We start from the raw sequence: 13,284 nt of genomic DNA on the forward strand, positions 1-13,284 counted from the left end.
GGGACGTTGGACGTCGTATGATGCTGCGGACGTTAGCCGACGATTCCGGATGGTGGCAAGAGTGCGGACACTGCGCAGTCAGGAGCTGGCCGACTCGATCGTCGAGCTGATCGACCGGCGCGGCCTCGGGCCCGGCGATCCCCTGCCGCCGGAGCCGCGGCTGATGGCGGAGTTCGGCGCGGCCCGCAACTCCGTGCGGGAGGCGCTGCGCACGTTGCAGGCGCTGGGCATCGTGGACATCCGGCACGGTTACGGCACGTTCGTCGGCGCGGCGAGCATGACCGCGCTCAGCCCGTCGCTGCTGTTCCGCACGCGCGCCCGCTCGCGCGACGACCTGAGCGGGCTGCGCGACCTCCTGGAGGTCCGGCAGATCCTGGAGACCGAACTGACCCGCAAGCTCGCCCGGCAACGGGACGAGGAGCTGCTGGAGCAGCTCGCCGAGCGGGTGCGCCGGATGGCCGATCCGGCGACATCGGCGGCCGCGGACGGCGAGTTCCACGAGCTGATCTGCACCGCGGCGGGCAATGAGCTGGCCGCCGAGCTGATCCGCCTGTTCTGGAGCGTCTACCGGCAGACCGAGGCGCTCATCGGGGCGCCGCGCACGCCCTCGGACGCGCTGGTCGCCAAGCACCAGCGGATCGTGGACGCCATCGCCGCGGGCGATCCGGACGCGATCGGCGAGGCCGTGCGCCACCACTTCGACGAGGTCCGCGGCCGGCTCACCTGATTGTGTCGAATTCGATTTTCGCCCGTAACGAGTGAAGTCGGGTGGACGCCGGCACGGCTTCGAGAGGACCCTGGATCCCAGGCGGAGAAAGGGTGGGGCGATGGCGACAGTGGCCGAGCAGATGGTGCGGATCCTGCGGGATTGCGGGGTTCGCCGCATCTACGGGATCGTCGGCGACAGCCTGAACCCGGTCGTGGACGCGGTGCGGCGCACGCCGGGCATCGAGTGGGTGCACGTGCGGCACGAGGAGACGGCGGCGTTCGCGGCGGCCGCGGAGGCGCAGATCACCGGGCGGCTGACCGTGTGCGCGGGCAGTTGCGGGCCGGGCAACCTGCACCTGATCAACGGCCTGTACGACGCGCACCGCAGTGGCGCGCCGGTGCTGGCGATCGCCTCGCACATCCCGTCCGGCCAGATCGGCACCGGGTTCTTCCAGGAGACACACCCGGAGCAGTTGTTCGCCGAGTGCAGCCACTTCAGCGAGCTGGTGTCGCAGGCGGACCAGATGCCGCGGCTGCTGCGGATCGCGATGCAGACCGCGGTCGGGCAGGGCGGGGTGTCGGTGCTGAGCATCCCGGGTGACGTGTCGGAGCGGCGGGCCACCGGCACGGGGGCCGAGACGGTGCACCTGGTCGAGCCGTCGCCGGTGGTGCCGCGCGAGGCGGCGATCGCGGAGCTGGCCGAGGTGCTCGACAGCGGCGAGAAGGTGATGTTGTTCGCCGGCGCGGGGTGCCGGGACGCGCACGACGAGGTGATGGCGCTGGCCGGGCGCCTGCTCGCGCCGGTGGGCCACTCGCTGGGCGGCAAGGAGTGGATCCAGTTCGACAACCCCTACGACGTCGGCATGAGCGGACTGCTCGGGTACGGCGCGTGCTACGACGCGATGCACGAGGCGGACCGGGTGGTGCTGCTGGGCACGGACTTCCCGTACGACGGGTTCCTGCCCCAGGCGCACACCGTGCAGATCGACACGAATCCGGCGCACCTGGGCCGCCGCACGCCGCTGGACCTGGCGGTGCACGGGTCGGTGAAGGAGACGCTGGCGGCGGTGCTGCCCCGGCTGCGGCAGCGCACCGACCGGTCGTTCCTGGACCGCATGCTGCACGAGCACGCGCGGCGGCTGGAGAAGGTGGTCGACGCGTACACGCGGGACATCGAGCGGCACACGCCGATCCATCCCGAGTACGCCGCGGCGGTGCTGGACGAGGTCGCCGCCGACGACGCGGTGTTCACTGTGGACACCGGGATGGGCAACGTGTGGGCGGCCCGGTACCTGACGCCGAACGGGCGGCGGCGGGTGATCGGCTCGTTCCGGCACGGCAGCATGGCGAACGCCCTGCCGCACGCGATCGGCGCCGCGTTGTCCTCCCCGGGCCGCCAGGTGGTGTCCATCTCGGGCGACGGTGGTCTGGCGATGCTGATGGGTGACCTGCTGACGCTGTCGCTGTACGACGTGCCGGTGAAGGTGGTGCTGTTCAACAACGCTTCGCTGGGGATGGTGAAGCTGGAGATGCTCGTGGACGGCCTGCCGTCCTTCGGCACGGACCACACGCCGGTCGACTTCAGCGCGATCGCGGCGGCGTGCGGGATCTGGTCCACGAGGGTCGACCAGCCGGGCGAGGTGCGCGCCGCGCTGACCAAGGCGTTCGAGCACCAGGGCCCGGCACTGGTCGAGCTGACCACCGATCCCAACGCGATGTCCATCCCGCCGAAGATCACGAGCGAGATGCTGCGCGGTTTCGCCCTGGCGGCGAGCAAGACGGTGCTGAACGGCGGGGTGGGCAAGATGGTCGAGCTGGCGCGCAGCAACCTGCGCAACATCCCGCGCCCCTGACCCGGTTGCCGGTTTCGCCCCGCCGGGTAAGCCCACGGTAGCAGCTACCGGACAACACTCTGTCCCGGGCGGAGGAGGAGTCTCCGCTCGGACCGGTGCCGTCCGCTGCCTTGTCACTCCACCCGGGAAGAGAACTTCCGAGCGGAACCAATCAAGCCCCTCGACTGGCCGACGTCCCCCGTCCGTGACCCCACGCCGGCACGAACATCCACTTTCAACCTCGCCGGCTCCACGCGGCCGGGGTCTCGCGGCACGGGCAGCCCGCGACAGGGCCGGGGCGCACCCATTACCCACACCAGGGCGACATCCACCCTCAGCTCCCGCCGGCCCCGACGCCCCCGGGTTCCGCGCACCGCGTAGACGCGACAGGGCCGGGGCGCACACATTACCCACACCAGGGCGACATCCACCCTCAGCTCCCGCCGGCCCCGACGCCCCGGGGTTCCGCGCACCGGGTAGACGCGACTGGGCCGGGGCCCGTGGCCCACTCCGGCGCTACCCTCCCCCCTCGGCCTCCCGCGGCTCGCGCTGGCCCCGACGCCTCTGGGGTCCCGCCCGAGGCGACAGTCCGCGACTAGGGTCGGGTCGTGCTGGTTCTGCGCTCGATCGCGTTGTTCGTGCTGGCGGCGCTCGCCGAGATCGGTGGGGCCTGGCTCGTCTGGCAGGGAGTCCGGGAGCATCGCGGCTGGCTGTGGATCGGCGCCGGCGTGGTCGCGCTCGGACTGTACGGCTTCGTCGCCACCCTGCAGCCCGACGCCCACTTCGGCCGCATCCTCGCCGCCTACGGAGGTGTGTTCGTCGCCGGGTCGCTGGCCTGGGGCGTAGTCGCCGACGGGTACCGGCCCGACCGCTTCGACGTCATCGGCGCCCTCATCTGCCTCGCCGGCGTTGCGCTCATCATGTACGCCCCGCGCGGCTGAACCGGCCCGTCCACTATGGCCGAACTGGTTTGCCGGCCAGCGGGGGTGGTAGCCGAGGTCGGACGAAGGGAGGCGATCGTGCCGGACGACAAGCACGACGAGCTGGCCGAGTCGAGGCAGGCACTGGCCGAGGCGAAAGAGGCGGCGCGCCAAGCGAACCTGACGCGGCCCCACGAGCAGGCCGAGCAGGAGGGCGCCCCGACGGAACACCCACCCCACCAAGAGGACGACGACCACTTCTCCCCGTCCTGAGGGATCAGGCCCGCCGGTGGGGCCGCCTGCCCGTGCAGGTCAGTCAGGCCCCCCGGCGCGGCGCCACCCCATGGCGGCGGAGAAGACCTGCCGGTGAAGCCGCGCGGGCCAGGTGCGCCCAGCGGGGCGCACCCCCTCGGAGACCGACCAGGCCACCCGGCACAGCCGCCGCGCACAGGCGCGAGCCGGGGCGCGCCGCCCCTGGAGGCAGGTCAGTCCGCCCCGCGGGGCGCGCCGCCCGCGAACCCCGTCTGGCCGGGCCGGCGGGCGTGACACCCCTGGGAGCGGGTCAGGCTGTTCGACGAGGCACGCCGACGCCGTCAAACCGTCTCGCTCAGCCCGGTGGTCGGCCGGGCCCGCGAAATCGACCTTCGCCCGCTGGGCGCTACCGCCTGCGGTTCCGGAACAGGCACTCCTGCGCGAGGCTCGCCAGCAGCACCCCGTCCCGCGTGCGCACCGTGCCGGTGTACCAGCCCCGGCCGCCCGCGACGCTCTGCGGCACCAGGTCCATGTGCACCCAGTCGTCGAGCCGGCCGGGCCGGTGGAACCACACCGCGTGGTCCAGGCTCGACGACGCGGACGCCTTCTCGTCGCCGAACGCCGCCACACCGGACGAGATGTCCGACAGGTAGGTCAGGACGCAGGCGTGCATCAGCGGGTCGTCGGGCAGGTCGAGCTTGCAGCGCGCCCAGAAGCGCGTCGGCCACTGGCCGTCCGGGTAGGGCTGCGGCGGCAGCGCGCCCTGCATCGAGAACAGGCGCGGCATGCCGCCGCTGGGCAGCTGCTCCGGGTCGCCCTCGGGACGCTCCGGGTGCGCCTCGCGGTCGACGCCCTCCTCCCGCCGGTGGAACGACGCCGACATGTTGAAGATGACCTCGCCGTTCTGCACGGCGACGACCCGGCGCGCGGAGTAGCTGCCGCCGTCGCGGTCCCGGTCGACGTGGAAGATCGTCGGGCGGGTCGCGTCACCGGGCCGCAGGAAGTAGCCGTGCAGCGAGTGCGGCAACCGGTCCGCGTCCACGGTGCGCCCGGCCGCGGCGAGGGCCTGCGCCGCGACCTGACCGCCGTAGAGCGGCAGGGGGTCGTCGAACACGAGGGTGGCGCGGTAGAGGTCGCGGTCGATCTCCTCGAGGTCGAGCAGGTCGGCCAGGGTGGGCTCGTCCACCGCTTTCTCACTGACGGCGTGCATTACCGCACGGTAATACACCGAACGCGCCCGGGCAGGCGGTGGTAGACAGGCATCACAACGGGAGGAGGCGGCCGTGACCGAGCGCAAGCCCCCGGGCGTCAGCTTCGAGACCTGGGTGGAGAAGCAGATTCGCGAGGCCGCCGAGCGCGGCGAGTTCGAGAACCTGCCCGGCGCGGGGAAGCCGTTGGCGTGGCTGAAGAAGCCGCACGACGAGAACGCGTGGTTGCGGGAGAAGCTGGCACGGGAGAACGTGACCTACCTGCCGCCGTCGCTCGCGCTGCGGAAGAAGGCGGCGCAGGCCCGCGCGGCGGCCGCCGAAGCCGCGTCGGAGACCGAGGTGCGGCGCATCCTGGACGACATCAACGCCGAGATCGTCGCCGCCATCCGGCGACCCCCACCAGGGCCGCCGCTGAACCTGGCGCCGTTCGACGTGGAGCACATCGTCGCCGAGTGGCGGGCCGGCCGCGCTTGAGTCACGCAGCGTGGCGGTGTCCCTTCGCGACGGCCTCCTCGACGGCACCGGCCAGCAGGGCGTGCCCCTTCGCGGTCGGGTGGACGTCGCAGCCGCCCGTGGGCAGGGCGATCAGCAGGCCGGCCGCGCACGGGTCCCCGCCAGTGGACCGGGACGCCTCCTGGAACGCGCCGAAGCCGTCGGCGACGACGCCGCCGAACCGCAACGTCGGCCCGGTGAGCGTGGCGTTGAGGGCCTGGACCTGGGCGACCGCGGCCGGGTCGCGGTAGTCGAGCGCGTAGTAGGAGACGAGCACCAGGTCGTGCCGGTAGCGAGCCTCGCCGCGCAGGGTCGCGAAGATCGTCGTCAGGTTGCGGCTGATCCGCTGCAGGGCCGCCGGGAAGCTGGCCCCGGTGCACTGGTCGGGGGTGGTCTGCCGGCACACGAACAGGTCGTTCGCGCCGATGTCGATCGTGACCAGGCGGGTGCGCGGGTGCGTGTCGAGGAACCGCACGGCGAAGGCGAGCTGGGTGCCGGAATAGTCGACGTGCAACGGGTAGAGCGTCCGGTACCCGAACGGGGAGCCGACCGAGTTCTCGCATCCGTTGCTCTGCGCCCCAGGCGTGATCATGCTGGCGGTGGTCTCACCCGGACAGGAAGCGTTCGTCACGTTCGGCGAGTACAGCTCGGGATATCCGGCGAAGTTCGAGGCGTCGAAGTAGGCGGATGGCGGAGTCACCGCGGGCGGGCGGTAACCGAACGCGACCGAATCGCCGAGCGCCAGGTAATCGTGTTGTCCCGCCGACGCGGGCGCGACCGTGAACAGGACCAGCAGGAGCGCCGCACCGAACCACCGGAAGCTTCGCATCACGAAACCCCTCCTCGCCGCGTTGCGATGGCCCCCCATTTTCGCTCGCCTCGTCGAGTCGCGCACGGCATCGTCCGCGGTGGGACACTGATCCTCATGCGGCAGCTCGACGACGCCCAGCTGGCCGCGGTCGAGCGCCGCCTGGCCGACGCCGGTTCCCGGCTTCTCGCGGGCACCCTGGTGGATCCCGCGGGCGTGACGCGCGCGAAGTTCGTGCCGCCGCACCGGGCGCGCGTCTTCCACCGCGCGGGTATGGGCGCCTCCCCCAGCTGGCACGTGTTCTGCATCGACAACGCGATCGCCTTCACCCCGCAGCTCGGCGTGGTCGGCGACCTGCGGCTGCGCACCGACCTCGAGGCGCTCCGCATCCTCGGTGACGGGCTCGCCTGGGCCCCCACCCAAGTGTCCACTCAGGACGGAGAGCCGAGCGGGCTGTGCACGCGGAAAGCGCTCCACGACGCGGAGAACGCCCTCGCCGCACAGGGCCTCACCGCGCGGGCCGGGTGCGAGCTGGAGTTCGTCGTCACCGGCGGGTTCCCACACTGGAACGCCTACGGGCCCAACCTCGGCGCCGAGCCGTTCCTGGCCGACCTCGTCGATGCGGCCGAGACGGCCGGCCTGCCCGTCGAGCAGGTCCACAGCGAGTACGGCGCCGGGCAGTTCGAGTTCTCCCTCGCGCCGGCGAGCCCGGTCGAGGCCGCCGACGACGTCGTGCTGGCGCGGCTGCTGACCGTTCGCGTCGCCCGGCGGCACGGGTTGTCCGTCTCGTTCTCGCCGCTGCCCTTCGCCGGGGACAGCGGGAACGGCGCGCACCTGCACCTTTCGCTGGCCCGCGACGGCGTGCCGCTGCTGTCGGGTGGCGATGGCCCGCACGGCCTGACCGCCGACGGTGGCTCCGCGATCGCCGGGATCGTCGCCGGGCTGCCGGAGACCCTCGCGGTGTTCGCCGGTTCGGTCCTGTCCGCGCACCGCCTCCGGCCGGACAGCTGGTCCGGCGCCCACGCCTGCTGGGGCTGGGAGAACCGCGAGGCGGCCGTGCGGTTCTGCGCCGCCACGGTGGGCAACCCGCACGGCGCGAGCGTCGAGCTGAAGTGCGCGGATCCGTCGGCCAACCCGTACCTGGCGCTGGCGACCCTGCTCGGTCTCGCCCTGGACGGCGTCTCGCGGCGCCTGCCGTTGCCGCCGGAGGTCACCCGCAACCCCTCGGAGCTGCCGGACGTGCCCCGGCTGCCGGACCAGGCGGCCGCGCTGGACGCGTTCGCGTCGTCCCCGCTCGCGCGGCGGCTGCTCGGTGACCAGATCACCGGGGCGCTGATCGCGGTCCGGCGGCACGAACTGGACACCTACGGCAAGGAGGAGATCGACGTGCTGACCGAGAAGTTCAGGTTCACGTGGTGACCGAGCTCGCCGAGCACGTCGCCGCGGTGCCGCTCGTGGACCACCACGTGCACGGCGCGTTCACCGTCGAGCTGGAGCGCGCCGAGTTCGAGAGCCACCTCAACGAGGGCTCCCCCGATCCGATCCCGCCGTGGATGACGCAGTTCGACTCGCAGCTGGGGTTCGCGGTGCGGCGGTGGTGCGCCCCGGTGCTCGACCTGCCCGAGCACGCGCCAGCCGACGAGTACTGGAAGCGGCGCACCGAGCTGGGCGTCGAGGAGGTGACCCGGCGGTTCCTCGGTGGCGCCGGGGTGAGCGACTGGATCGTCGACACCGGGTACGCCACCAGCTCGCTGCTCGGGCTGGAGGGCATCGAATCGGCCTCCGGCGGGCGGGCGCACGAGGTGGTGCGGCTGGAGGCGCTGGCCGAGGAGCTGGCTCGGGAGAACCTCTCCGGGCGCGACTACGCCGACGCGTTCACCGACCGGCTGGCCGCGCGGGCGGAGCACGCCGTGGGGGCCAAGTCGATCCTCGCCTACCGCACGGGGTTCGACCTCGACCTGACGCCGCCGTCGCCGGCCGAGGTGGTGCTGGCGGCGAACCGATGGCTGGACACCGCCGGCGACGAGCCGCGGCTGGACGACGCGGTGCTGATCCGGTTCGGGCTGCACGCGGCGATCGCGCGGGGTCTGCCGCTGCAGCTGCACACCGGGATCGGCGACCGGGACCTCGACCTGCACCGCGTCAACCCGCTGCACCTGATGGACTTCCTGCGCGCGACGCCGGACGTGCCGGTCCTGCTGCTGCACTGCTACCCGTACCACCGCGAGGCCGGGTACCTGGCGCAGGCGTTCCCGAACGTGCACTTCGACGTGGGGCTGGGCATCAACCACACGGGGGTGCGCAGTGTGGCGGTGGTGGCGGAGTCGTTCGAGCTGGCACCGTTTGCGAAGCAGCTGTACTCGTCGGACGCGTGGGGGCCGCCGGAGCTGCACTACCTGGGCGCGCTGCTGTGGCGCCGCGCGGTGACGAGGGTGTTCGGCCGGTGGGTGGCGGACGGCGATTGGTCGGAGCCCGACGCGCGGCGCGTGGTGAACATGATCGCGCACGACAACGCGCGGCGGGTCTACGGGCTCTGACCGTGCAGCCTGATACTGCCCGGGCTCGCAGACTCACGCCGCGAACAGCCTCCGCTGCCCGGTTACCAGCCCTGGCTGCGCAGCCGGTCCAGCAGCCGGCGGTCGCGCTTCGTCGGGCGGCCCGCTCCGCGCTCGCGGCGGGCCACCGGTGTCAGGGCTTCCGGTGGGGGCGCCGGGGTGCGGTCGATGTAGCACGTCGCCGCGTCGGGGGCTCCCACTCGCTTTTCGATGACCCGCACGACCTCCACGATCCGCGTCCGGTCATGCACCCGCGCCCGCACCGTGTCGCCCGGGTGCACGCCCGTCGCGGGCTTCGCCGGGCGGTCGTTCACCCGCACGTGCCCGCCGCGGCACGCCGCGGCCGCGTCCGATCGGGTCTTGGTCAGCCGGACCGCCCACAGCCAGCGGTCCACGCGCGTGGACTCCATGGTCACCCATCATGCCGCGCCGGCGCCTTCACCGGCAGGATCGCGGCCAGCCCGGCCGCCAGGATCAGCACGATCCCCGCCATGCCGGCCCGCTGGCTGTCGAAGATCGCGATGAACCCGGAAAACGCCAGCGGCCCCAGGAAGCTCACCGCCCGCCCGGTCGTGGCGTACAGGCCGAACGCCTCACCCTCCCGCTCCGGCTCGACGATCCGCGCCAGGAACGTCCGGCTCGCCGCCTGCGCCGGGCCCAGGAACACCGACAGCGCCAGCCCGCACACCCAGAACGTCGCCTTGCCGGGCAGCACGGTCAGCGCCACCCCGATGATCACCAGCGCGATCAGCGACGTCACGATCACCGTCTTCGGGCCGAGCCGGTCGTCCAGCCGTCCGCCGCTGACCGCCCCGATCCCGGCGGTCACGTTCGCCACGATCGCGAACAACACGACCTCGGTCTGGCTGAACCCGAACGTCCCGGCCGCGACCACGCCGCCGAAGGTGAAGATCGCGGTCAGCCCGTCCCGGTAGATGGCGCTCGCGGCGAGGAACCACAGCGTGCGCCGGTCGGTCCGCCACAGGTGCGCCAGCCGCTTGGCGAGCACGACGTACCCGGAGAAGAAGTTGCCCCGCGCCTGCTCGCGCAACGGCGGGTTCTCCGGCACGAACAACAGCACCGGCAACGCGAACACCAGGAACCACACCGCGACGAACAGCGCCACCGCGCGGATGTTCAGGCCGTCCTCGGAGGTGACGCCGAACAACCCGACGTCCGGCTGCACGAACGCGAACAACACCACCGCCAGCGCGATGACGCTGCCGAAGTAGCCCATGCCCCAGCCGAACCCGGACACCCGGCCCATCGTCTTCGGCGTGGACACCTGCACCAGCATCGCGTTGTAGTTGACCTCGGCGAACTCGAAGAACACGCTGCCGACGGCGAGCAGGACCAGCCCGGCCAGGAGGTAGGAGGGCTCGTCCTCGACGAAGAACAGCCCGGCGGTGCAGGCGATCGCGATGGCGCTGTGGATCCCCAGCCAGAGCTTGCGCCGCCCGCCCACGTCGCTGCGCTGCCCGGTGACCGGGGCCAGCAGGGCGACCACGACTCCCGCGATCGTCATCGCGACGCCAAGCGCTTGCGATCCGCTTTCCGTGTCGGCGGCGACACCGTCGGTGAGGTAGACGGAGAAGACGAACGTGAGGATGACGGCGCTGAACGCGGACGCTCCCCAGTCCCAGAACGCCCAGCTCAACACGGCTTTCCGGGCACCTGGCGAAGCGTTGGCGGTGACGGTCACGGCATGATTGTCCACGAACCGGATGAACCGCTCCGCCCGGCCGGGTGAACGACGTCACGGACGCAACTGGCAAATGTTGACAAGCTCACGACCGGTAACCCGGACCCCTCCCCCGGCGATACCAGGGGTATCCGAAAGATCGCGGGAGGGTTCGCAGTGGGTTTCGGCCCGTCCAAGACACCGGTCACCGACCGTCCGGTCTGGCTTGTCCTGACGGCGGTGTTCGCGGTGACCGCGGCGGTGCAGGTCTACCTGGCGCTCGCCATGGAGGTGTGGTTGTCCGGCGTTCTGGCGATCGTGCTCGCGATCGCCGCGGCGGGGTCGTTCGCCGCCGCGGCGAAGGCGACACCGATCACACGTCGAAGTCGACCGTGAGCTCGTCGGACACCGGCAGCGACTGACAGGTCAGCACGAACCCCTCGGCGACCTCGCTCTCCTCGAGCGCGAAGTTGCGGCGCATGTCCACCGCTCCGGCGGTCACCTTGGCGCGGCACGTGCCGCACACGCCGCCCTTGCACGCGAACGGCAGGTCCGGCCGCGCGCGCTGGGCGCTGTCGAGCACCGGCACGTCGCGCGGCACGGTGACCGTGGTGGACCGGCCGTCCAGGATGATCGTGGCCTGGCTGACGATGCCGTCGAGCGGTTTCTCCTCGTGCCGCACCGGCTCCGGCGGCAGGTCGTCCACATAGAACAGTTCCTGGTGGATCCGCGCGGTGGGCACCCCGGCCGCCCGCAACCGTTCCTGCGCGACCGTGACCATCCCGAACGGCCCGCACAGCCACCAGTGCCCGACCGCCGAGACGTCCGGGATCAGAGCCAGCAGCGCCGACAGCTTCTCGCCGTCGAGCCGTCCGGTGAACAGCTCCGCCTCACGGGGCTCGCGGGAGAGGACGTGCACCAGCTCGAGCCGGTCCGGGTAGCGGTCCTTCAGATCGGCCAGCTCGTCGGCGAACATCACGGTGTCCGTGCGGCGGTTGCCGTACAGCACGGTGACCGTCGCCGCCGGGTCGCGCAGCACCGTCGCCGCGATCGACAGCACCGGCGTGATGCCGGAGCCGGCCGCGATCAGCACGTGGTGCTCGGGCACCGACAGGTCCGGCGTGAAGTTCCCGGTCGGCGTGCCGACCTCGATCTCGTCGCCCGGCCGCACCTGGCGCACCAGCCAGGTCGAGAACAGCCCGTCCGGCACCTCACGCACGCCGATGCGCGGCTTGCTGCCCTCCGGCGAGCAGATCGAGTACGACCGGCGCTCCTCGCGACCGTCGATCGTCCGGCGCAGCGTCAGCGACTGGCCGGCGCGGAACGCGTAGGCCTCCGCCAGGTCTGGCGGCACGTCGAAGGTGACCGCGACGGCGTCGTCGCACAGGCGGGTCACCTCGGCCACGGTCAGCGTGTGGAAGTCGCCCCGCAGCCTGGGCTTGGTGCTCGCGGTCACCTCAGATCTCCTTGACGTGCTCGAAGGGTTCGTCGCAGGACCGGCAGCGCAGCAACGACTTGCACGCGGTGGCCCCGAACTGCGACACCAGCTCGGTGTCCGCCGACCCGCACCGCGGGCAGGACACCCGGCGCACCGGCGGGCTCAGCGTCAGCGGGATCGGCCCGGCCGGCCGGCGCGGCGCGCTGCCCGGCGGTGCGATCCCCGCCTCGGCCAACGCACGACGGCCCCGCTCGCTGATCCAGTCGGTGCTCCAGGCCGGCTGCAGCACCGTGCGGACCTCGACGCGCGAGTACCCGGCGTCCCGCAGCGCGTGCACCAGGTCGTCGCGCATGGTGTCCATCGCCGGGCAGCCGGTGTAGGTGGGCGTGATCGACACGGTCACCGCACCGTCCGATTCGGACACCTCGCGCAGCACGCCGAGATCGGCCAGCGTCAGCATGGGCAGCTCGGGATCGCGGACGGTCTCCGCGACGGCACGGGCGCTCACCATGTCGCCTCCGGGTGGGCGCGGGCGACGCTCTGCAGCTCGGCCAGCAGGTAACCCATCGCCTCGGTGTGCCGTCCGCCCCGTCCGGTCTGCCCGTTCACCCCGGCCTTGCCGGCGACCTCGGGCCGCGTCAGGGTCCCGGCGCTGAACACCTGCGCCAGCACGTCGTCGAACTCCTCTCGCACCGAAGCCGGGTCCACCGCGACACCCGCCGCGGCCAGCCGGGACTCGGTCTCGTGCGGCACGAACAGCTCGTCGACGAACGGCCAGATCCCGTCCAGCCCGGCCTGCATGCGCTCGTGCGAGAACGCGGTGCCGTCACCGAGCCGCACGGCCCACTGGGCGGCGTAGTCGCGGTGGTAGGTCAGCTCCTTGACGCCCTTGTCGGCGATCGCGGCGAGCACCGGGTCCACCGAGTCACGCAGCCGCTGGAACAGCGCCAGCCGCCAGGTGGAGAACACCAGCAGCGCCGCGATGAGCTGTCCGAAGTCGCCGCGCTCCAGCTCGGCGAGCCGGACGTTGCGGAACTCGTGCTCGTCGCGGAAGAAGGCGTAGTCGTCCTCGCCGCGATCTGAACCATCGGCCTTGCCCGCGCGCGCCAGCAGCAGCCGCGCCTGGCCGAGCAGGTCGAGGCCGATGTTGGCGATCGCGACCTCGTCCTCCAGCTCCGGTGCGCGGGTGCACCACTGCTGCAGCCGGTGCGAGAACACCAGGGCGTCGTCGCCCAGCATCAGGCAGTACCGCGCGAGGTCGTCACCGTCCACACCGGACGGCACCGAGGTGTCCACCCCGGCCAGCGGGTCCTCGAACCCGGTGCCGAACGCCCACCGCGAGTCGTCGTGAGCGTCGATCAGTGCCTCGTAGGCGTTGTCAAAGGACATG

At 72.2% G+C, this 13,284-nt stretch carries 15 protein-coding genes; 8 read left to right on the forward strand and 7 right to left on the reverse strand.

Annotated elements, in window-relative coordinates; all coding sequences use genetic code 11:
• The first annotated feature begins 61 nt into the window (after positions 1 to 61).
• From IE290_RS23095 to IE290_RS23110, 4 genes are all read left to right on the forward strand, one after another.
• Positions 62 to 727 (forward strand): FadR/GntR family transcriptional regulator, encoded by a 666-nt coding sequence (locus IE290_RS23095; RefSeq protein ID WP_191246762.1) that lies wholly within the window; start codon positions 62 to 64, stop codon positions 725 to 727.
• A 100-nt stretch (positions 728 to 827) separates the two neighbouring features.
• Positions 828 to 2,561 carry a pyruvate dehydrogenase gene (locus IE290_RS23100; protein ID WP_191246763.1) on the forward strand — a complete coding sequence of 578 codons (1,734 nt, stop codon included), beginning with the start codon at positions 828 to 830 and terminating at the stop codon, positions 2,559 to 2,561.
• Between the two features lie 587 nt (positions 2,562 to 3,148).
• Positions 3,149 to 3,481: a YnfA family protein gene (locus IE290_RS23105; protein ID WP_191246764.1), complete on the forward strand. Its 333-nt coding sequence runs from the start codon at positions 3,149 to 3,151 to the stop codon at positions 3,479 to 3,481.
• A gap of 78 nt (positions 3,482 to 3,559) precedes the next feature.
• Entirely contained in the window at positions 3,560 to 3,733 is a 174-nt protein-coding gene (locus IE290_RS23110; protein WP_191246765.1) for a hypothetical protein, read from the forward strand.
• A 385-nt stretch (positions 3,734 to 4,118) separates the two neighbouring features.
• Here the strand turns inward: IE290_RS23110 and IE290_RS23115 are convergent, their stop codons facing one another.
• Positions 4,119 to 4,922, reverse strand: a complete 804-nt coding sequence (locus IE290_RS23115; RefSeq protein WP_191246766.1) for an acyl-CoA thioesterase — start codon at positions 4,920 to 4,922, stop codon at positions 4,119 to 4,121.
• Between the two features lie 73 nt (positions 4,923 to 4,995).
• On the opposite strand from IE290_RS23115, the gene IE290_RS23120 reads away from it, so the two are divergent.
• On the forward strand, positions 4,996 to 5,394 hold the full coding sequence (locus IE290_RS23120; RefSeq protein ID WP_191246767.1) for a DnaJ family domain-containing protein: 399 nt from the start codon (positions 4,996 to 4,998) through the stop codon (positions 5,392 to 5,394).
• A 1-nt stretch (position 5,395) separates the two neighbouring features.
• On the opposite strand, the gene IE290_RS23125 is transcribed toward IE290_RS23120, so the two are convergent.
• Entirely contained in the window at positions 5,396 to 6,241 is an 846-nt protein-coding gene (locus tag IE290_RS23125; RefSeq protein ID WP_191246922.1) for an SGNH/GDSL hydrolase family protein, read from the reverse strand.
• A 96-nt stretch (positions 6,242 to 6,337) separates the two neighbouring features.
• Between IE290_RS23125 and IE290_RS23130 the strand changes: the two genes are divergently transcribed.
• Positions 6,338 to 7,639 (forward strand): type I glutamate--ammonia ligase, encoded by a 1,302-nt coding sequence (locus tag IE290_RS23130; RefSeq protein ID WP_191246768.1) that lies wholly within the window; start codon positions 6,338 to 6,340, stop codon positions 7,637 to 7,639.
• On the forward strand, positions 7,636 to 8,757 hold the full coding sequence (locus IE290_RS23135; RefSeq protein WP_308431370.1) for an amidohydrolase family protein: 1,122 nt from the start codon (positions 7,636 to 7,638) through the stop codon (positions 8,755 to 8,757). Before IE290_RS23130 ends, IE290_RS23135 begins: the two co-directional genes overlap by 4 nt.
• A 62-nt stretch (positions 8,758 to 8,819) precedes the next feature.
• Here IE290_RS23135 and IE290_RS23140 read toward each other — a convergent pair whose 3' ends face one another.
• Entirely contained in the window at positions 8,820 to 9,185 is a 366-nt protein-coding gene (locus IE290_RS23140; protein ID WP_191246770.1) for an RNA-binding S4 domain-containing protein, read from the reverse strand.
• A 2-nt stretch (positions 9,186 to 9,187) separates the two neighbouring features.
• Positions 9,188 to 10,477, reverse strand: a complete 1,290-nt coding sequence (locus tag IE290_RS23145; protein ID WP_191246771.1) for an MFS transporter — start codon at positions 10,475 to 10,477, stop codon at positions 9,188 to 9,190.
• A 156-nt stretch (positions 10,478 to 10,633) separates the two neighbouring features.
• On the opposite strand from IE290_RS23145, the gene IE290_RS23150 reads away from it, so the two are divergent.
• Positions 10,634 to 10,852, forward strand: a complete 219-nt coding sequence (locus tag IE290_RS23150) for a hypothetical protein (protein ID WP_191246772.1) — start codon at positions 10,634 to 10,636, stop codon at positions 10,850 to 10,852.
• Here IE290_RS23150 and paaE read toward each other — a convergent pair.
• From paaE to paaC, 3 genes are read right to left on the reverse strand one after another with little or no spacing between them, the layout of a single operon-like run.
• On the reverse strand, positions 10,830 to 11,912 hold the full coding sequence (paaE, locus tag IE290_RS23155) for a 1,2-phenylacetyl-CoA epoxidase subunit PaaE (protein ID WP_191246773.1): 1,083 nt from the start codon (positions 11,910 to 11,912) through the stop codon (positions 10,830 to 10,832). The genes IE290_RS23150 and paaE overlap by 23 nt on opposite strands.
• A gap of 1 nt (position 11,913) precedes the next feature.
• A complete protein-coding gene (gene paaD, locus IE290_RS23160) occupies positions 11,914 to 12,405 on the reverse strand; it encodes a 1,2-phenylacetyl-CoA epoxidase subunit PaaD (RefSeq protein ID WP_191246774.1) in 492 nt (163 codons plus the stop codon).
• Positions 12,399 to 13,283 (reverse strand): 1,2-phenylacetyl-CoA epoxidase subunit PaaC, encoded by an 885-nt coding sequence (gene paaC, locus IE290_RS23165; protein ID WP_191246775.1) that lies wholly within the window; start codon positions 13,281 to 13,283, stop codon positions 12,399 to 12,401. The genes paaD and paaC overlap by 7 nt, the downstream gene beginning before the upstream one ends.
• Between the last annotated feature and the right edge of the window lies 1 nt (position 13,284).

This window comes from Amycolatopsis deserti (assembly GCF_014653945.1).
Lineage (GTDB): Bacteria > Actinomycetota > Actinomycetes > Mycobacteriales > Pseudonocardiaceae > Amycolatopsis_E > Amycolatopsis_E deserti.

Bases quoted from the DNA above. Each gene is read 5' to 3' on its own strand.
- IE290_RS23130 (WP_191246768.1), top strand. From the start codon at position 6,338: ATGCGGCAGCTCGACGACGCCCAGCTGGCCGCGGTCGAGCGCCGCCTG.
- IE290_RS23140 (WP_191246770.1), bottom strand. From the start codon at position 9,185: ATGGAGTCCACGCGCGTGGACCGCTGGCTGTGGGCGGTCCGGCTGACC.
- paaD (WP_191246774.1), bottom strand. From the start codon at position 12,405: ATGGTGAGCGCCCGTGCCGTCGCGGAGACCGTCCGCGATCCCGAGCTG.
- IE290_RS23125 (WP_191246922.1), bottom strand. From the start codon at position 6,241: ATGCGAAGCTTCCGGTGGTTCGGTGCGGCGCTCCTGCTGGTCCTGTTC.
- paaC (WP_191246775.1), bottom strand. From the start codon at position 13,283: ATGTCCTTTGACAACGCCTACGAGGCACTGATCGACGCTCACGACGAC.
- IE290_RS23115 (WP_191246766.1), bottom strand. From the start codon at position 4,922: ATGCACGCCGTCAGTGAGAAAGCGGTGGACGAGCCCACCCTGGCCGAC.
- IE290_RS23100 (WP_191246763.1), top strand. From the start codon at position 828: ATGGCGACAGTGGCCGAGCAGATGGTGCGGATCCTGCGGGATTGCGGG.